The following is an 18,847-nucleotide window of genomic DNA, read 5'->3' as shown; positions in this document are numbered from 1 at the left end:
GAAAATACTGGACAGGACGAATCAGTTTTGATTCATTGGGCTTGTTCGGGTGTTTTGCGTACCGAATCAGTTCGCCAGTTTATCCGTTAATGTTAGAGGGGGCCAGAAATGGCGCATTTGGACGCGTTTAACGCGCCCACAGGGACGTTTGTTGATTCAAAACCTTCGCTGAAAAAGCGCAAGGCCGGGTCAGCGCATGTCGATTTGCTCTCAGGTCCAGCCTATAAAAGGCTGCTCGCCATCGAGCCATGGCTGCGTCGTGCCATTCCTCTGATTATCCTTGTTTTTCTTGTCATCCTCGCTGCAACACGTCTCGTTCTTCTCTATGAGTGGCGGCAAAGTATTGATACAAATACACGATCTGCGATGATGCTTTCTACCGGACATCTTGCAAGTTCAATTGATCGTGCAATTTACGGCAAAGCAAATGACGGCAAGGACACGCCCGACTTGTCGAACAATGATCTCGAAAACATCCTTGTCGATTTCCGCACACAAGGGTTGATTACAAATGCCGCACGTATCGCCATTGTGGATGATCAGGGTGTTGTTGTTGCAGCTTCCGGACTGGAAACACACATCAATCACCCGCTCACAGATTCTGTCGCTGATAGTCAGGCTTTATTCGTTCTCGGCCGCAGTGCCGGAGTGATGCAAGTCAAGATCGACGGAAAAGCTTCTTTGGCTGCATTTGATCAGGCAGCGCAAGGAAAATACGGCGTTTTCGTCGGTGAGGAAACAGACGAAATTTACCTTGAATGGCGCAAATCCGTATCGGTCAATATTACTATTTTTGCCGGAACAGTCGGGGTCATATTAGCCATTCTCTATGCCTATTATGCACAGGCCGCCCGTGTACGTGATACCGATCTCATTTCCGAAAAAATCCAGAACCGCATTGACATGGCGATGATGCGCGGACGTTGCGGCCTATGGGACTGGAATATGGCAAGCGGACGTGTTTATTGGTCGCGTTCCATGTATGAAATGCTCGGTTTCAAACCGAAAGACGCACTTCTGTCCATCTCTGAAATCACGTCCATCATCAATCCGGCGGATGCCGATCTTTACGAATTGGCACGCGATTTGATGAGTGGAGAGAAAGATCACATTGATATCAATCTTCCTATGCGCCATGCCGATGGCCACTATGTCTGGATGCGTATTCGTGCCGAAGTTGCCCAAGAGGAAGAAGCCCACCTCGTCGGCATTTCATTTGACATAAGCGAGCAACATCAATTTGCCGAACAGACAGCACAAGCTGATCTGCGCATTCGCGATGCAATAGAAAACATCTCCGAATCCTTTGTTTTGTGGGATTCGGACGGGCGTCTCGTTATGTCGAACAGCAAATTCCGCGAATATGCTTCGCTGCCCGATCATATGCTACAGCCCGGTGTTCAAAGGGCAACAGTCGAAGCAATGGCAAAACCTGCCATCAATGAAATGTCGGTTGAACATGATGACACCGGCAATTTTACCAGTATCCGCCAAATGTCTGACGGAAGCTGGCTCAAAATTAACGAACGTCGTACGCAGGACGGTGGTCTGGTTTCGGTTGGTACCGATATTTCCGAACTCAAACAACAACAAAAAAGTTTGGAAGATAGCGAGCGGCGGCTTTATTCCTTTATTCAGGAATTGAAACTTGCGCGTCAAAGCGCCCAACAACGCGCCACCGAAGTTGAAAAACTGAACGAAAGTCTGCAATCGGAAAAAGAACGTGCCGAAAGCGCCAATAAGGCAAAATCCGAATTTTTGGCAAATATGTCGCATGAATTGAGAACCCCGCTCAATGCCATTATCGGTTTTTCGGAAATGATGATACAGGGCACCTTTGGCCCATTGGGTTCGGAACGCTATGCCGAATATATGAATGACATCCACAATTCGGGCACGCATTTGCTGACACTGATCAATGATATTCTTGATATGTCGAAGATCGAAGCCGGACGTTTTACCCTTTCAAGCGAGAATGCCGATCTTGAACCAATTATCAGCGAGACATTGCGTACTTTGACGCCGCAGGCACAAGAAAAAAATATCACTGTAACAGCTGATATTACCCCCAAACTTCATGGCGATATTGATCGCCGCGCCATTCACCAGGTATTCCTGAATATTCTTTCCAATGCAGTCAAATTCACGCCGTCCGGTGGACATATCGACGTTAAGGGCTATCAGAAAGACGACAAACTTGTTTTTGTCTTCTCCGATACCGGTGTAGGCATTCCTGAAGCTGCCATTGCAAAACTTTGTCAGCCTTTCGAGCAGGTCGAAAACCAGTTCACCAAGACCCATGCCGGTTCGGGGCTTGGACTTGCCATTTCCCGCTCGCTTGTAGAACTCCACGGTGGCGACCTCAATATCACCTCGAAAGAAGGCAAGGGAACAACAGTTACCATCACCTTGCCAGTCACGCAGAAGCATTAACTGTTTGTGTAAACCGGAAGACTATTTTCAAGATATAGTCCGGTCATTTTGAGATGATCGGGGTTGTTAAAATTCAAAAAAATATTGCTCGTTATGCCATCCGGCATTTGTCCGTCTAACAGCCATAATGACTTTTTGTTATTACACTATTGATTTGAAGACCGCTTTTCCTTTTGTTTTCTCATTCAGCCAATTTAAAGTTCGAAAAATCACAAAAATAACAAGAAGCTTTCCGTTGAATTCTTGCAATTTTCAAGCACAATAGTTTATCCGGCCTGCCCGTTTATCCGGCATGCAAGTTTATTCTGCCCGTGAGTTTACCAAAAGTAACGCCTGATAACTCGGAAAGATAGCAGCCAGACATTCTGATTGTTCTATCGATTATAAAACCGGCCCACAAACGAAGTGCGCCCGATTAGACCACCACCTCGTCAAATATTTGACCAACGGTGTTTGCCATTTCGGCAATCAGGCTTTCAACGTGGCTCAAATCGGGTTCGCCGACAGTTCTTTGTAAGAGATCTGCAAGACCGGGCGGCATGTCATCCGGATCAAGCTTTTCGTTAAGACATAACCGCATCATCTGGCTCAAATTCGTATATACACGATAAGCATGATGAAGTTCGCCAACCGAGGAGACCGACAGAAATGCTTGAGGCAATCTTTCCAGAACTTCACCTGTTGTACGGCCTACAACAAATTCGCTTTGGTGTGTAATCAGCGCGAATTGGGCAATGAATTCGAGATCGACTTGCCCGCCGCGCATCGTTTTGAAATCCCATATATTGATGGACGGTTTTTCTTGCTCGATCAATTCGCGCATTTCGCGCACATCATGGGAAACCTTTTTCTTATCGCGCTTTAAAGCAATAATAGCGGCCACTTCATCTTCGAGTTGTTGTAAAAACATTGGGTCGCCGGCCACAGCGCGAGCACGTGTGAGTGCCAGATGCTCCCATACCCATGCTTCATTTCGCTGGTATTTGCCAAAAGCTTCAAACGGTACAGCAACCGGCCCCTTGTTTCCCGATGGACGAAGTCTCAAATCAACCTCGTAAAGAACACCTTCGCCGGTCGGTGCCGACAATGCCGAGACCAGACGTTGCGTCAGACGCATATAATATTGCGAAATATAAAGCGGCTTTTCGCCATCCGACATTTCTGTCTGCTTATCATAATCATAGAGCAAAATAAGATCGAGATCGGAACCGGCGGTAAGCTCATGGCTACCGAGTTTCCCCATTCCCAATATTCCGACCCGACCGCCTTTGACAAAACCATGCACACGAGAAAATTCCTGTTCGACTGCTGCAAGCGTATTGGCAATCATCAAATCGGCAAGATCGGTGAAAGCACGTGCTGCGCGTTCACCCTCAATGGCACCGTTAAGAAGCCTGATACCGATGAGAAAGCGTTGTTCACTTGCAAAAAGGCGCAACTGGTCGAGTATGTCTTCATAATTGGTAACGCCACTCAAGAAAAATTCGAGACGATTTTGCAAATAGGTTTTTGTCGGCAATTCGGCAAAAATTGCGGGATCAAGCATACCGTCAAAAATATGCGGCTTTCTGGTAATAATATCTGCAAGACGCGGTGCCGAGCTCATGATGAGAACCAGCATATCAAGCAATGATGGATTGGACTGTAAAAGACTGAAAAGCTGGATACCGGACGGAAGACCCTGTAAAAAAGCATCAAACCGCGACAAGGCCTCGTCTGCTCTTTTGGTAGCACCGAACGCTTTGAGAAGCGCAGGCGTCAGTTCGGTCAATCGTTCTCTCGCCTCGGCAGATTGGGTGGCGTGATAACGTCCGAAATGCCAGGTTCTGATAATGCGACAAATATCGCTAGGACGCGAAAAGCCCAATTTCGACAATGTTGCAAGCGTTCCCGGATCATCATCTTCACCGGTAAAAACCAGATTTCCGGCGTCCGAACCCAGCTCTTTCTCCTGTTCGAACAGTGCAGCATAATGGTGTTCGACAGTTTTCAGCGTTTCAAGAAAATCGCGTGTAAAGTCATTGGTGTTCGTATAACCCATCATGTAAGCAACGCTTGTAAAGCCATCGTCATCTTCCGGCAGAATATGCGTCTGTTCGTCTTCCAGCATCTGTATCCGATGTTCGACATTGCGTAAGTAAGCATATTTCTCTGTCAAAACATCGCGCGTATCCGCACTAATCCAACCGAGCGAACAAAGTTCGGCAAGCATATCCACTGTGCGTCTCCCACGAAGTTCAGGAAAACGCCCGCCAGCAATCAATTGTTGGGTCTGAACAAAAAATTCTATTTCACGAATTCCTCCACGCCCGAGTTTGACATTGTGGCCACGGACAGCAATTTCCCCATGGCCTTTATAAGCATGGATTTGACGTTTGATTGAATGGATATCCGCAATAGCTGCATAATCGAGGTATTTACGCCATATATAAGGAGAGAGTTCACGCAGCACCGCGTCCCCTGCCTTGGTATCTCCGGCGACTGGCCGCGCTTTGATCATTGCCGCGCGTTCCCAATTCTGGCCTCTGCTCTCGTAATAATGAAGCGCCGCACTGATTGGAAGTGCAAGTGGGGTAGAGCCTGGATCAGGACGCAACCTTAAATCAATGCGAAAAACATAACCGTCGGCAGTGCGTTCCTGCATGATACGGATAAGCCGACGCATCATTTTGGAAAAAACATCGATACTCTCATAGGGATCACCGATATGGGACGAAGTTTCATCGATAAAGACAATAAGATCTATATCTGATGAATAATTGAGTTCACGTGCACCGAGTTTTCCCATCCCCAGAACAACAAGTCCGCAATCTTTTTCAGGATTGTTATAATCGGCGAGACTTATTTTTCCTTGATTGTGGGTATCCCGTAATAAAAACCGCAATGCCGCCCCTAATGTCGTTTCGGCAAGTTTTGTCAACCATTCCGAAGTCATTGCAGAAGTAAAAATTCCGCCAAGATCGGCAAGAGCAATCAAGAGATGCATTTCAAGCTTCTTTTGCCGTAATGCCGCCATTAAAAGCGCTTCGGTAATATTCTCACTTGTATCGATCTTGCTGATATCAACGAGAATTTCATTCAAACGCTGCGAAATATCTTTATGAACAAGCGGAGCGATAAAGGACGGATTGCGTATGATCGTTTCACGCAAAAAAGGTGAAAGCGTCATGACTGTACTCAAAAATTCCGACTGACCTTTTCCGTTTTCGATTTCACCAACGAGCTCTTCAAGATGATCTGCACGAGCTTTCTCTGTCATATCGGCCAACCATTGGGGGCCGGTTTCATTGAGCGGGGTTAAATGTTTTAACGTTTGTTTCCAGAAAGCCTGTTGCATCTGTTTTCAACTTCCCTGCTTTATTTCCAGCTTTTTCAGCGGACTATCCAATATTGATCACATTGATAGAAAACCATTTGCTTCAAACTGGCAATGACTAACGCAGATTTTGATGTAATGATCGACCGTTTTTAGAAATCCGGAAGTTATCCGCTTTTAAAATCCTTCGAAAACAATGTTTTTTAGGAGAGTTTTTTCAGATCTGTTTTTTCTTCCGCCAATTTTGGAAAAGACAAAACCGCTTTCAGTCCGGGATTAGCATCCTCGAGCATAAGTTCTCCACCATGAAGTTTCATGACCGCTTTTGCCAAACTCAGACCGATTCCGAACCCCGGCTTGGTCCGGCTGTCTTCCAGTCTCACAAACCGTTTGGTGACTCTTTCCCTATCTTCGGGATTAATACCGGGGCCATTATCACTGACAATAATTTCGATATGACCGTCATTATCATTCATGGACAGTGATATTGTCGGTGTTCGTTTACTGGTCGCACCATATTTTACCGCATTGTCGATCAGGTTGATCAAAGCCTGAGCCAGAAGTTCCCGATTTAACAACAACTCTACGTCGAATATTTTTCCCATCTCGAATTTGACACCGGCATCCTCGACAACCGGACCATAAAGCTCGGCGACATCTTCAACAATCGGGCGAGCGTCGAGTTTCTCCAAATGCTCGACAGCGGTGCTTGCTTCAATGCGAGAGATCATAAGAATAGCGTTGAATGTACGGATGAGCTGGTCGGACTCAGCAATAATTGCCTCAAGAGTCTGACGATAATCAACATCTTTATCACGTCGTGAAAGCGCTTCGTCCGCGCGGTTCCTCAATCTTGTCAAAGGTGTTTTTAAATCATGGGCGATATTGTCAGACACCTGACGCAAGCCGCTATTGAGCTCTTCTATGCGTTCCAACATAATATTCAGATTGTGAGAAAGCCTGTCAAACTCGTCACCGGCACCAGTAACAGGAAGTCGCCCGCTCAAGTCACCCGACATAAGGCGTTGTGACGCAGCGGTTACCTGATCAATACGTTTCAATGCCCGCCTGCCAACAAAAAACCAGATGAGCAACGCACCGACGGCCATTGCCGCAAAGGCAATCATCAGGGCTTTTCTTATAATGGTGATGAATTTTTCCGGCTCGCTTATATCACGTCCCACCAGTAATTTCATACCGTTCGGCAAATCGATAACGGCTGCAATAGCACGGTGTTCGGTCTTATCTCCGTTGTCGCCAAAACGCGAATAAAATACCGAATTCTTGAGGAAGCCGCTCCCGTTCAAAAGTCCCGGTTCAATATTTTGCACGTTACCTGCCAGAAATCTTCCCTGAGGATCGGCCACAAGATAAAGAAAAGCGCCCGGTTGACGCGACCTGCGGTCAATCGTGCGCACAAGAAGAGGTAATCCGCCATGTTGATAGGCGTGCTCGATATTCGCAATTTCTTCATTCAAAGTCTTTTGGGTCTGATCGGTCAACATAGAAATGGCAAGCGATGTCATATAGATCGAAAGCCCTACAGCAACCAGCCCGAAAAGAATGATATAAAGGGCTGACAAGCGCACTGCTGTTGTGCGCAACAAGCTTTTGATCCTGTTCATGATGGCTTATCGACCGCTTTCAACATGTAGCCGGCACCACGCACTGTTTGAAGGAGTGGTGTATCAAAACCTTTTTCGATCTTAGAACGAAGTCTCGAAATGTGAACGTCAATTACATTTGTTTGAGGATCAAAATGATAATCCCAGACATTTTCAAGCAACATGGTACGCGTGACGACCTGACCGGCATGGCGCATCAAATATTCAAGGAGACGGAATTCGCGAGGTTGCAGGATAATATCCTGTCCGGCACGCTTTGCCGTGTGCGCCAACCGATCAAGTTCGAGATCGCCTACCCGATAAATCGTTTCCGCTTCTTTGGGATTTTTGCGTCTCTGCAAAACTTCAATACGGGCGAGAAGCTCCGAAAAAGCATAGGGCTTTGTAAGATAATCATCACCACCAGCGCGTAAACCGGTTACCCGATCATCAACCTGTCCCAATGCTGAAAGAATAAGAACCGGCGTTTCGATACCTTTGGCACGCAATGCCATAATAACGGAAAGCCCGTCCTTTTTCGGCAACATTCGATCGATGATCATAACATCATAATTGCCGTTTTCTGCCAGTGTCTCTCCTGTTTCACCATCACCGGCAACATCGGCAGAATGACCGGCTTCACTCAAGGCCTTTTCAAGATAGCGTGCTGCTTCACGATCATCTTCAATAACAAGAACTTTCATAAAGGGCACCTCTCTTTGCTCAAACCACGTTTTGCTATGGCAAAAATTTGCCATAGCCTTTCTTGTTGGTTAAAGCCTATTTATTGGCAATTGGCAAAGCAACAAAGCGATTTTGGCCATTGCTTTCGACTTGTAATAGAACTGCGGTACGTCCTGATTTCTTTGCTTCTTTTATAGCGTCAACAAATTCGGAAACCTTTTTGACCTGACGGTTATTGACCGACATAATAACATCGCCGGGGCGTATTCCCTTCTCGGCCGCGTCGGAATCGGGATCTATATTGGTAACCACCAGACCCGGACCATCTTCCGATGGTGTGACTGTCAGACCATAATCATCAAGAGTTTCTGACGAACCGCTCTCGCCGTTTGGAACGACCTTTCCATCGCTTCTGTTCTCGTCTTTCGGCATAGCAGCAATTTTGACCTTTATATCGGTTTGTTTGCCATCTCTCCAAATACCAAGCGTTGCTGTTTCACCCGGTGTAATATTGGCAATATGGCGAGCAAGATCACGAGCATCAGCAACCTCATCACCATTGACAGAAATAATTGCATCACCGGCTTTAACACCTGCTTTTGCTGCCGGCCCATCAAGCGGATCGGCAACCATTGCACCTTTGGCTTCTTTCAAACCGATCGAATCGGCGATTTCTTTAGTAACGGGTTGAATTTGAACACCAATCCATCCGCGTTCGACCGAACCTTTTTTAATGAGCTGGTCAACAACCTGTTTTGCGGTCGAAGAAGGAATAGCAAAAGCAATACCGACATTGCCACCGGAAGGGGAGAAAATCGCTGTATTAATACCGACAACCTGACCATTAAGATTAAAGGTCGGCCCGCCGGAGTTACCACGGTTAACGGCCGCATCAATCTGGATAAAGTCATCATAGACACCGGCGCCAATATCACGTCCACGTGCCGAGACGATACCGGCTGTCACCGTTCCGCCAAGTCCGAACGGATTACCGACAGCCACAACCCAATCGCCAACACGCACTTTTGAATCGTCGGCAAAATCGACATAAACGAATTTGCGCTTATCATTGACTTTCAATACAGCAAGATCGGTACGTGGATCTGTTCCTACCAACTTGGCATCAAGATCGGTTCCATCGTCAAGGACAACAGAATAGGTTGTGCCATCGGAAACAACGTGGTTATTGGTGACGATATAACCATCTTCCGAAATAAAGAAGCCCGACCCCTGCGCTATCGGCCGCGGTTTTCCACGCTGCCCCCGACGATTTTGGGGACGTTGGTGTTCATTAAAATCTTTGAAAAAGCGTTTCAACGGATGATCGTCAGGAAGCTGGTCTATTCCCGGACCACCGAAAAAGCCGCTAAAAGCCTGTTCTTCATTTTTTTTGTCGCTTTTAACCTGAACGGAGACAACTGCGGGTTTCACCTGTTCGACAACATTGGCAAAGCTTTGTTGCTGCACACCTTCAACAAATACCGGCTTGGCTTGTGCACTATTGAAAGAAAAACCGGGACCCGCAAAAAACATTGTTCCCGCCAAAGCCGTTGACACGGTAATTGCTGCCAACGTTTTGCGAATAGGGGAAATTTGCATTCTTATAAACTCCTTTGAGACTGCGCTTTAACGCATATGTTGACGGAAAGATAAGATGTCAAACCTTACCATCGCCTGTCCATTTTATTAAAATTCTGTAAGGTTGCGAAAAATTCGCAAGTTTTAAAAATTAAAAACAAAAAAAGCCTTGATAATTATCGCTTATTCGATCGCAAGATGTCGTCAAGACGTTTCTTTTCGGTTTCGCTCAATGGCATCAATTTATTGTTTTCACGGTGTTTAAAGCGCCAGAAGATCAGGCTTGATGCAATTACGATGATTAATAAAGGAGCAAGCCATAAAAGGAGCGTTTCCGCATTGAGACGCGGTTTGAGTAAAACGAATTCTCCGTAACGGGCCACCAAATAGTCGATAACCTCACTATCGCTGTCACCAGCCTTCAGCCGTTCCCTCACAATCAGCCGCAAATCCCGCGCGAGCGGTGCGTTGGAATCGTCAATCGATTCATTCTGGCAGACAAGACAGCGCAAATGTGAGGAAATATCGCGTGCGCGCTGTTCAAGTGCTTGATCTTGCAACACTTCATCAGGTAATACGGCCAACACGGCACTGTTCATAAAACATATGAAACAGAAAGCAGCCAATAGTCGTGGAAAAAACCGCATCAAGCCCTCTTTTCCGGTCGTTTGCTCCGTGTTGCTGCGCGTTTCGGGGCTCCGACACGAAGCCTGCGATCCGACAACGAAAAAATTCCGCCTATCATCATAAACACTGCGCCAAGCCAGATACAGACCACCTCCGGTTTCCACCAGATATGGACCACCAGACCTTTGTTATTAACATCACCCGGAGCAATATAAAGTTGCGATAATCCATAATTTTTTATGCCGGATTCGGTTGTTGGCATATTTTGCGATGGATAAAATCGCTTGGCTGCTGTGACACCTCCCAAATCCTTGCCCTCTTTCGAAATCGAAAACTGGAATTGGGTTTCCGAATAATTGGGGCCATTCAGATTACGCGCACCTTCAAGCAGGACCTTTTTGTCTGCTATCATTGCGCTTTGACCTGCTTCAATCCGCAAAATGTTTTCTTGTCCGAAAGTTGCAACGGCAACAATGCCGAATAATGTGATGCCCAACCCGATATGAGCCAAAGCAGTGCCATAATTCGACCTAGGCAATTTTCCAAGGCGCCTCAACCGAACGAAAAAGTCTGTATTTTTGGTACCGCTTTTGAACCAGAGGTCATAAAGTCCCCCAAAGAATACAAAGGCAGAAAGCCCGATTCCTAACGAGGCAAGGATTGACCGAAAAGATGTCTGGTAAAATACAATCAATGTGGCAATAATTGCCAATGCGAAAACACCTAAGAGCCGCTCGGCAACAGCAAGCATATCTCCGCGTTTCCACGCCATGAGAGGCCCAAAGGGTACCATCAATAAAAGCGGCACCATGAGGGGCCCGAAGGTCAAATTGAAAAATGGAGCTCCAACCGAGATCTTTTGTCCTGTCAATGTTTCGAGAAGCAGCGGATAGAGTGTGCCAATCAGAACAGTCGCTGTTGCCGTGGTGAGAAACAGATTGTTAAAAACCAATAGACCTTCGCGCGAAATCGGGCGAAACAAACCACCGGTTTTGAGTGACGAAGCCCGTAATGCAAAAAGAACAAGTGCCGCACCGATAAAGAAAAACAGAATGGCAAGAATGGCGCGCCCGCGTGCCGGATCAACAGCAAAACTGTGTACCGAGGTGAGAATGCCGGAGCGGACAAGGAAAGTCCCCATTAATGACAACGAGAACGTTAAAATAGCAAGAAATAGCGTCCAGATTTTCAAGGCGCCACGTTTTTCGAGAACAATTGCAGAATGGAGAAGCGCTGTACCGGCAAGCCACGGCATCAGCGAAGCGTTTTCAACCGGATCCCAAAACCAATAGCCACCCCAACCCATTTCATAATAGGCCCAATAGGAGCCGACCATAATACCGCCGGTTAAAAATATCCACGAAACCAATGTCCATGGCCTCACCCAACGCGCCCATGCTGCATCAACACGGCCGTCAAGCAATGCCGCAATAGCGAAAGAAAAACACACTGAAAAACCGACATAGCCGAGATAAAGAAGCGGTGGATGAATAGCCAGACCAATATCCTGCAAAATCGGATTAAGATCATGCCCCTGCAAAGCCGGCGGATTAATTCTTATGAACGGGTTTGAGGTAAAAAGAATAAAGAGTAGGAAAGCCGAGGTTATAGAAGCCTGCGTCGATAAAATCAGCGCTTTCAACCGCTCGGGTAAATTACCGCCAAAAAACGCAATAAGGGCAGAAAAAAAGGTGATGATGAAAACCCAAAGCAACATAGAGCCTTCATGGTTTCCCCATACACCGGTTATTTTATAAAGAAGAGGTTTTTCTGAATGCGAATTTTGCACAACATTCAAGACTGAAAAATCGGATACCAAATAAGCGTGAATTAGTGTTGCAAATGCTATGAGCACCAACAAGAAAACGAGATAGGCAAGTGGTGTAGACGCATTTATCAAACGACGGTCGGAGCGATAAACCCCGATAGCCGGAATTATGGTTTGAAATAGAGCTACAGCGAGTGCTGCACAGAGTGCAAGAGAACCGATCTCAACGCTCATGTTTCTGATAGGCCTCCCACAATCCTTGGGCTTTCAGCCTGTCAACAATATCTTTTGGCACATAAGTTTCATCATGTTTTGCCAGCACACGATCAGCGACAAAATTGCCATCGGGGGTAAAATGTCCTTCAGCAATAATCCCCTGCCCTTCACGAAAAAGATCAGGTAGAACGCCTTCGAATTTCACGTTTTCCTTGTTTGAAAAATCGGTAATTGCAAAGCTGATCCGGGTTCCGTTTTCTTTAATGACCGAACCTTTTTCGACAAAACCACCGAGGCGTAATGGCCTGCCGGATGCAATATCCTCACTCGTTATTTCCGATGGCATACGAAAAAAACTTGCCGTGCCTCGCATAGCATAAAGGACAAGCGCTGCAGCAACCGCGAGCACAATGAGCCCACCCAATATCATCATCAGACGTTTGGTCTTACGACGCCGCAACCCTTTCTGGATTGTCAAACGTACGGCTGTTTCATTGCTCATAATCTTGTATTCCTGACTTTCACTCTAACGCCAACCCTTGTTCTTTGGCATAAGTTTCAAGCTCTAACGCTTTTTCTTTTGTAAGTTTGGATTGTCCCTCTTTTAACGCATTTCTTGCCTTTTCGGTTTCCTTCAAAACGAGCCAAGAATGAATCAATTGTTTCCACCCTTCAAGATTGTCGGGATTTTGTTCAAGTCTCTGGGCAAGTTTTCCAACCATAGCGTAAATGCCATTGTTTATTTTATCTTGCTCGCCAACAGAACCGTTTTCTGTGGGCGCGGTGGCTTTTCCATTTTCTGTCAAATTGGCTTGCGAAGCTGATTGGGCTTTTGCTTTTTCCAATTCTTTGATTGTGTCTTCAACGCGCTTGCGAGCGACATTGTCTTTAACCGGACCGGAAAGATAATTTTTCAATTCTGCAATAGCTTCATCGAATTTACCGTCTTGACGGAGCGCTTCTGCAATGAAAAGGCGCGGATAAAAATCGTCAGGCGCCAATTTTGCTGCTTTTTGAAAACTTTCTTTGGCATCTTCGTTGATTGTTCCACCATTATAACCGGCAAGCGCCATACCATAGCCAACAAGCCGTGGGGCAGATTCTCCATTCAATCGCAAGGCACTGACATATGTATTGACAGCATCCTGAAAACGTCCTTCTACAAGATAGCCGGTTGCCAGTTCGTCTGCCAATTTCCCGTCATCGGGATTGCGCGCAAAAAGCGCTTCGGTACGAACAAGCCTCTCTTCGGCAGTCAAATTTGACGGATCTTTCATCATGAGATCATTGAAAGGGTGGCTTTCAAGACCGGGGCTTCCCAAAAATAAATAACAACCAATTGTAATCAGCGGGACACAAAAAATCGCCACTGTGATGACCGTTTTTAATCCACGACTGCGTTTATTGATAAAATCTGCCTGTTTTTTTTGTTTTTCCGCAGCCAATATATTGCGGGCAAGTTCAAGCCGGGCTTCTTCTGCACTTTCATTATCGATGAGATCTCTTTGCAAATCCGCATCAACTTCAGACAACTGGTTCTTATAGATTTCAATGTCGGAAGAAATGGAATCGACAACCGACCGCTCCTGCCCTTTTTTTCTCGGGCTACTTACGGCATAGAGCACAACCAGAGTAACGATGGTTACAAAAATAGATACAAAAACCCAGAATGTCATGATGAGTTCAATATAGAAACGTTCCAGAAAAAACCAGAACCCTTGGTATTTTCTCTCGCCAAATTGATTGAATATGTCACTTTTAATTGATCAAATGTGTCAAATGAGCGGCGACCATGTTCCGTTTACATTACGACATGCACTACCATGAACCGTTTGCGGAACACCATTAATGACAAAAGAGTGGCTGTATTGGCGACAATTTTGCGATCCGACCTGATAGGGTTGACCGGGGGTGACACTTCCCGATGTTCCTTCCTTTGTCGATGTCCAGCTCACTGTTTTTCCTGCATCGGTATATTCCAGTGCTTTATATTCGGCTTCGAGTGCTTGTTTACGATCAGCCGAAGAGAGCGATTGTATGGATGCTCCCAATAATCCGTTACCCATTGTTTGTAAGATAACACGTGTATTTGCTGGAACAACAGTGCCAGCGGGTGCACGACCATGGCTGCAAGCTGATAAAACTCCTAACGAAACCAACAGGACTAGACTGCGTATATTCATGCTGACACCATCAAATTTCGCCCACCGGAGTTTCTCATATCGGGTTAAAGGCGAGATTACAAAACTTTTTTTCGTCACAAAGCGGGATATAATGTGCAGAAAAAGCAATTAAAAAACAACGGGATATTGATATTCACGGAATGTTTTATGGAATTTTGGCAACAAAATAACGTATATTCCGCATTAAAAGAAACAATTATTCTATTTTTCCCGCTAAAAATATAAGAGGACTGATCAATGCGGCGGATGTATTTGAACGCCATGGTGTTCGGTTTGGGAAGTCACATAGCTTCCTGGCGTTTGCCGGATGTCGATCCATTGGCAATTACCCGCTTGTCTTACTGGACCGATATTGCAAAACGTGTCGAAAAAGGCCAGTTCGATTCCTTATTTTTAGGAGATATTCTCGCTCTTCAGCACGAACCGAAAAACAGTGTCAGTGGTGCACTTGATACAGTTGTTGTGCTTTCGGCATTGGCTGCAACCACCGAAAAAATAGGTCTTATCGGTACTGCATCAACAACATTCGATCATCCCTATCACATAGCACGGAGATTCGCTTCACTTGACCATATTTCAAACGGTCGCGTGGGATGGAATATTGTGACATCAACCACATTGTCGGAAGCAAAAAATTTCGGGCGGGATGTCATTGCTCCGTGTCAGGAACGTTATGCACGGGCGGAAGATGTTTTGAATGCGGTTATGGCTCTTTGGGAAAGCTGGCAACCGGGAGCCCGTATAGCCGACAAGAAATCCGGCCTTTACCTTGACCCTTCGGCTGTTCATGGTGCCAATTATACAGGTTCGTATACGCGCTCTATCGGCCCGCTTACTGTCCCGCGCTCTCCTCAGGTAAAGCCATTATTGGCGCAAGGCGGAGCATCCGAAATCGGACGTTCCTTTGCCGCCTGCTACGCCGATCTCGCATTTACCGTTCAATCCAATATCACCGGAGCGCGGCAATATTATCGGGATATCAAAGAACGGGCGAAAAAAAGTGGCCGTCATGATGATGATATACTGGTGTTTCCGGGAATTGTTCCGGTTATAGGAAAGACCCATGAAGAAGCGGAAGCAAAATTTAAATATCTGAACAGTTTTGCCGTTCCGAAATCGGGTATTCGCCGTCTCTCTTATATTTTTGGTAAAGATTTGTCAGAATTTCCGCTTGATAAAGCTTTACCGGATAGTTTCCTGAAATTGGCCGATGAGGAAAAGACACCAAGCAGGACGCGACTGATACTTGCCGACGCACGTTTACGCAAGCTTACGCTAAAAGAGATGATCGAGCGTTTCATGTGTTCACGCGGACATCTTCTTGTCGTGGGCACACCGGAAGAGGTAGCCGATACAATGCAAGAGTGGTTTGAAAACGAAGCTGCAGACGGTTTTAACGTGCTCTTTCCTGCATTACCGTTTGATATAGATGTTTTTGCCGAAACTGTAATTCCGCTTCTGGAAAAACGTGGCCTCTATAAATATCCGCAACAGGGTGAATTATTGCGAGAGCGCTACAAGTTGCCATTCCATGAAACAAAAGTCGCCCACGCAATAGCACATGGTCAGTATATAGCTATGAGCAGCACGAGCACACATCACTGAAATTATTCGGAGTGCAATGATTTCCCTATCCGGAAAATTGGCATCTCATGAGGATATTTGCGTTTATCACGTTCTCTGAGTTTTTCGAGATTAGGGAACCTTAGAGATTGAAGGGCTTCAAGAATTTGCGTAAGGCAGCCTCAAGGTTACGCAAAGCCCTCCAAGTTTAGAAACCGACAATTCGACATTCCCGTCATATTCGCCCACAAGTTCGGCAACGATTGAAAGGCCAAGTCCGGTTCCGGGCTTGCTTTCATCCAGTCTTTTTCCCCGTTCAAGGGCTTCATGCCGTCGGTTTGTCGGAAGCCCTGGTCCATCATCTTCAACAGAAAGTGCAAACGTCGGGTGTACAGAGCCCGCTTCCCTCATTTTGTCGTTTGCCGTTTCACACCGTAAAACGACATGTTTTCGAGCCCATTTACACGCGTTTTCCAGTATATTTCCCACCATCTCCTCGATATCTTCTTTTTCTCCGATAAAAATAATATCGGCCTCGTTCATGGAAAACGTTATTTCTTTGGAAGGATAGAGTTTACCCATAACTCTCACTAGTCGTTCCAATAATGGTCGCAATGCTGTGCGATAAATGACGCTATCGCGTTGGGCGGCAATGCGCGCACGTTGCAAATAGCGTTCAATCTGGGCGCGCATAATACCAGTCTGTTCTTTCAACAGTTTTATGCCGGAAGAAGAAAGGGCTGAATTCTTCTCGTTCAACTGATCAATTTCATTGCCCATGACCGACAATGGTGTTTTCAAAGAATGGGCAAGGTTTCCCACTTGAACACGAAAACGTTCGACAATACGTTGATTATTGTCAATGAGAGCGTTCATTTCTCCGACAAGCGGCATAACTTCAAGTGGCAAGTCGGTATCGAGATGATTGGCTTTACCAGCGCGGATATCAGCCAATGAATGTTGTATCCGTTGCAAAGGGCGAAGACTGATATAGATTATCACCAGATTTATTAGAATACTCGCAACGCCAAACAAAGACAGATATAGAAGTAACGTTGTTTTGAATTTATCAAGACCAGCGCGTGTCTCATCAATGTTGCCCATAACCCGAAAGCGCGCAACACGGTTTTTATTATCCAGAATAATGTCGCTTTCCACAACCCGCAAATGCTGGTTATCCGGCCCGTTGGTCCGATAGGAGCGGAAAAATTTCGGGTCGAAAGGTTCGGTTTTTTCACTTGGAGAAGAGATCTTGCGTGCCCCTAAAGATGAAGACGTCAATCTGCCCTTCAAATTTCCCGATAGGGCAACAACTTCCCAATACCAGCCAGAGGATGGGTCAGAATACCGGATATCTCCCAATTCCGGATTTCCCTGTAATTTTCCCTCAGACGAGACACTGACTGCCGAAATCAGACTATAGAGATGGGCGGTTAAAATCCGTTCCATATAATCATTGTTGGATTGGCGATAAAATACGAGACTGACAACGGAGATAAATGCCAATGCCGCGATAATCCACAAGGTCAGAAATACATTGACGCGGAGCCCCAGCGATTTACCAACAGTTTTAAAAAGAAGCTTAAATCCGGTCTCGCCCTTGACTGTTTTCATCAGAAAACCACCGCTATTTTTCCGGAGACTTCAAGCGGTATCCCATACCGCGGATGGTTTCTATGACATCAACCCCGAGTTTCTTACGGAGTCGCCCGATGAACACCTCTATCGTATTGGAATCTCTATCAAAATCCTGATCATAAAGATGCTCGGTCAAATCGGTTCGTGAAATAATCTCCCCCTGATGATGCATGAGATAGGATAGAAGGGCAAATTCGAGCGAAGTCAACTTGATCTGGTTGTCATCGACTGTAACACGCGATGTCTTGGTATCAAGCACCACAGGGCCACAAACAAGTTCACTCGAAGCATGACCTGAAGCGCGTCTGATCAGTGCACGCAGACGTGCCAGAACTTCTTCCATGTGAAAAGGTTTTGTCACGTAATCATCGGCACCCGCATCGATACCGGCAACTTTGTCCGACCAACGGTCACGGGCTGTCAAAATCAATACCGGCATTGACCGTGAATTTTCGCGCCAATGTTCGACGATACTGATACCATCCATTTTCGGCAAACCGATATCAAGAACAACCGCATCATAAGCTTCTGTATCGCCGAGAAAATAGCCCTCTTCCCCGTCATAAGCATGATCCACGACATAGCCTGCACTGTTGAGTGCTGCAACGAGCTGGCGGTTGAGTTCCCGATCATCCTCTACCACGAGAATTCGCATGGATTATTTTCCGGCTCAATTCTAATTAGCGGGAACAGCAACTTCAACGCGACGCGGCTTTTCACCATCACGAGCAGGTATCAGCACAATGACAACGCATGTATTGCCATTTTGTGTATCAAGTGTAGCGCGCGCCAAAGTTCCGCCCTGCTCTGTTGCAACACGCTTTCCCACTTCCGTACAATCGGCTGCATGGGCTGTTGTTATGCCGGCAAGAGATGTCATAATTAAAAAAAACAGATATTTTTTCATGATAGTGCACTCATACCCTATTGAACCTGAATATAAAATGAACAAACCCGTTATTTACTGTCCGATCCATCCAACATTCTATAATTCCTTAAAAAACCGCTTTTTGCAAATTACGGTTGTTGTTTCTCTATAATATTAGGAGAAATGCCCATTTTTCAATGTGATCACAATGCGTCGGGTTCAATTGAAAAATTGTTCGATTGCGATCTTAACCTTTCACCGTATTTTAATCCTAAAGAGAGAAAAAACTGTTTCGTTCCCTGGTTCGGATACGATAATATAAAAGCTCGATTTATCGTTGGTTTAACAACGTATTCATTTACACGGATT

General features: G+C 45.9%; 14 protein-coding genes. 2 read left to right on the top strand and 12 right to left on the bottom strand.

What is annotated here, in order from left to right:
- Positions 1 to 108: 108 nt before the first annotated feature.
- The gene (locus H3S83_RS05085; protein ID WP_198225043.1) at positions 109 to 2,433 is read left to right on the top strand and encodes a PAS domain-containing sensor histidine kinase; all 2,325 of its coding nucleotides are present in this window, start codon (positions 109 to 111) and stop codon (positions 2,431 to 2,433) included.
- A gap of 415 nt (positions 2,434 to 2,848) precedes the next feature.
- Here the strand turns inward: H3S83_RS05085 and H3S83_RS05080 are convergent, their stop codons facing one another.
- The 9 genes from H3S83_RS05080 to H3S83_RS05040 form a co-directional block, all read right to left on the bottom strand.
- Positions 2,849 to 5,770, bottom strand: a complete 2,922-nt coding sequence (locus H3S83_RS05080; protein ID WP_198239089.1) for a bifunctional [glutamine synthetase] adenylyltransferase/[glutamine synthetase]-adenylyl-L-tyrosine phosphorylase — start codon at positions 5,768 to 5,770, stop codon at positions 2,849 to 2,851.
- A 182-nt stretch (positions 5,771 to 5,952) separates the two neighbouring features.
- Entirely contained in the window at positions 5,953 to 7,374 is a 1,422-nt protein-coding gene (locus H3S83_RS05075; protein ID WP_198239088.1) for a HAMP domain-containing sensor histidine kinase, read from the bottom strand.
- Complete coding sequence (locus tag H3S83_RS05070) at positions 7,371 to 8,057, bottom strand: response regulator transcription factor (protein WP_198225048.1); 687 nt, start codon at positions 8,055 to 8,057, stop codon at positions 7,371 to 7,373. Before H3S83_RS05070 ends, H3S83_RS05075 begins: the two co-directional genes overlap by 4 nt.
- 76 nt (positions 8,058 to 8,133) lie before the next feature.
- Complete coding sequence (locus H3S83_RS05065) at positions 8,134 to 9,636, bottom strand: Do family serine endopeptidase (protein WP_198239087.1); 1,503 nt, start codon at positions 9,634 to 9,636, stop codon at positions 8,134 to 8,136.
- A gap of 155 nt (positions 9,637 to 9,791) precedes the next feature.
- Entirely contained in the window at positions 9,792 to 10,262 is a 471-nt protein-coding gene (locus tag H3S83_RS05060; protein WP_198239086.1) for a cytochrome c-type biogenesis protein, read from the bottom strand.
- Positions 10,262 to 12,244 (bottom strand): heme lyase CcmF/NrfE family subunit, encoded by a 1,983-nt coding sequence (locus H3S83_RS05055; RefSeq protein ID WP_198239085.1) that lies wholly within the window; start codon positions 12,242 to 12,244, stop codon positions 10,262 to 10,264. The genes H3S83_RS05060 and H3S83_RS05055 overlap by 1 nt, the downstream gene beginning before the upstream one ends.
- The gene (ccmE, locus tag H3S83_RS05050) at positions 12,234 to 12,728 is read right to left on the bottom strand and encodes a cytochrome c maturation protein CcmE (RefSeq protein ID WP_198239084.1); all 495 of its coding nucleotides are present in this window, start codon (positions 12,726 to 12,728) and stop codon (positions 12,234 to 12,236) included. Before ccmE ends, H3S83_RS05055 begins: the two co-directional genes overlap by 11 nt.
- A 19-nt stretch (positions 12,729 to 12,747) precedes the next feature.
- Positions 12,748 to 13,902 (bottom strand): c-type cytochrome biogenesis protein CcmI, encoded by a 1,155-nt coding sequence (gene ccmI / locus H3S83_RS05045; RefSeq protein WP_198239083.1) that lies wholly within the window; start codon positions 13,900 to 13,902, stop codon positions 12,748 to 12,750.
- A gap of 99 nt (positions 13,903 to 14,001) precedes the next feature.
- Positions 14,002 to 14,409, bottom strand: a complete 408-nt coding sequence (locus tag H3S83_RS05040) for an RT0821/Lpp0805 family surface protein (RefSeq protein ID WP_077970860.1) — start codon at positions 14,407 to 14,409, stop codon at positions 14,002 to 14,004.
- 237 nt (positions 14,410 to 14,646) lie between these two features.
- Here H3S83_RS05040 and H3S83_RS05035 point away from each other — a divergent pair, with 237 nt between their 5' ends.
- On the top strand, positions 14,647 to 16,014 hold the full coding sequence (locus H3S83_RS05035) for an LLM class flavin-dependent oxidoreductase (RefSeq protein WP_077970859.1): 1,368 nt from the start codon (positions 14,647 to 14,649) through the stop codon (positions 16,012 to 16,014).
- Between the two features lie 117 nt (positions 16,015 to 16,131).
- Here the strand turns inward: H3S83_RS05035 and H3S83_RS05030 are convergent, their stop codons facing one another.
- The 3 genes from H3S83_RS05030 to H3S83_RS05020 are packed head-to-tail and all read right to left on the bottom strand — an operon-like array spanning position 16,132 to position 18,517.
- Positions 16,132 to 17,586, bottom strand: a complete 1,455-nt coding sequence (locus H3S83_RS05030; RefSeq protein ID WP_198239082.1) for an ATP-binding protein — start codon at positions 17,584 to 17,586, stop codon at positions 16,132 to 16,134.
- Positions 17,587 to 17,599: 13 nt separating this feature from the next.
- Complete coding sequence (locus H3S83_RS05025; protein ID WP_077970857.1) at positions 17,600 to 18,265, bottom strand: response regulator transcription factor; 666 nt, start codon at positions 18,263 to 18,265, stop codon at positions 17,600 to 17,602.
- Positions 18,266 to 18,286: 21 nt separating this feature from the next.
- Positions 18,287 to 18,517: a hypothetical protein gene (locus tag H3S83_RS05020; RefSeq protein ID WP_198225064.1), complete on the bottom strand. Its 231-nt coding sequence runs from the start codon at positions 18,515 to 18,517 to the stop codon at positions 18,287 to 18,289.
- Positions 18,518 to 18,847 lie beyond the last annotated feature (330 nt).

Source organism: Bartonella sp. W8122, assembly GCF_016102485.1.
GTDB lineage: Bacteria > Pseudomonadota > Alphaproteobacteria > Rhizobiales > Rhizobiaceae > Bartonella > Bartonella apihabitans.
Note: the sequence above shows the minus strand (reverse complement) of the source record. Positions and strands in the feature narration are given on the sequence as shown.

Coding starts and splice junctions, on each gene's coding strand:
- H3S83_RS05085 (WP_198225043.1), top strand. CDS start 109: ATGGCGCATTTGGACGCGTTTAACGCGCCCACAGGGACGTTTGTTGAT.
- H3S83_RS05080 (WP_198239089.1), bottom strand. CDS start 5,770: ATGCAACAGGCTTTCTGGAAACAAACGTTAAAACATTTAACCCCGCTC.
- H3S83_RS05075 (WP_198239088.1), bottom strand. CDS start 7,374: ATGAACAGGATCAAAAGCTTGTTGCGCACAACAGCAGTGCGCTTGTCA.
- H3S83_RS05070 (WP_198225048.1), bottom strand. CDS start 8,057: ATGAAAGTTCTTGTTATTGAAGATGATCGTGAAGCAGCACGCTATCTT.
- H3S83_RS05065 (WP_198239087.1), bottom strand. CDS start 9,636: ATGCAAATTTCCCCTATTCGCAAAACGTTGGCAGCAATTACCGTGTCA.
- H3S83_RS05060 (WP_198239086.1), bottom strand. CDS start 10,262: ATGCGGTTTTTTCCACGACTATTGGCTGCTTTCTGTTTCATATGTTTT.
- H3S83_RS05055 (WP_198239085.1), bottom strand. CDS start 12,244: ATGAGCGTTGAGATCGGTTCTCTTGCACTCTGTGCAGCACTCGCTGTA.
- ccmE (WP_198239084.1), bottom strand. CDS start 12,728: ATGAGCAATGAAACAGCCGTACGTTTGACAATCCAGAAAGGGTTGCGG.
- ccmI (WP_198239083.1), bottom strand. CDS start 13,902: ATGACATTCTGGGTTTTTGTATCTATTTTTGTAACCATCGTTACTCTG.
- H3S83_RS05040 (WP_077970860.1), bottom strand. CDS start 14,409: ATGAATATACGCAGTCTAGTCCTGTTGGTTTCGTTAGGAGTTTTATCA.
- H3S83_RS05035 (WP_077970859.1), top strand. CDS start 14,647: ATGCGGCGGATGTATTTGAACGCCATGGTGTTCGGTTTGGGAAGTCAC.
- H3S83_RS05030 (WP_198239082.1), bottom strand. CDS start 17,586: ATGAAAACAGTCAAGGGCGAGACCGGATTTAAGCTTCTTTTTAAAACT.
- H3S83_RS05025 (WP_077970857.1), bottom strand. CDS start 18,265: ATGCGAATTCTCGTGGTAGAGGATGATCGGGAACTCAACCGCCAGCTC.
- H3S83_RS05020 (WP_198225064.1), bottom strand. CDS start 18,517: ATGAAAAAATATCTGTTTTTTTTAATTATGACATCTCTTGCCGGCATA.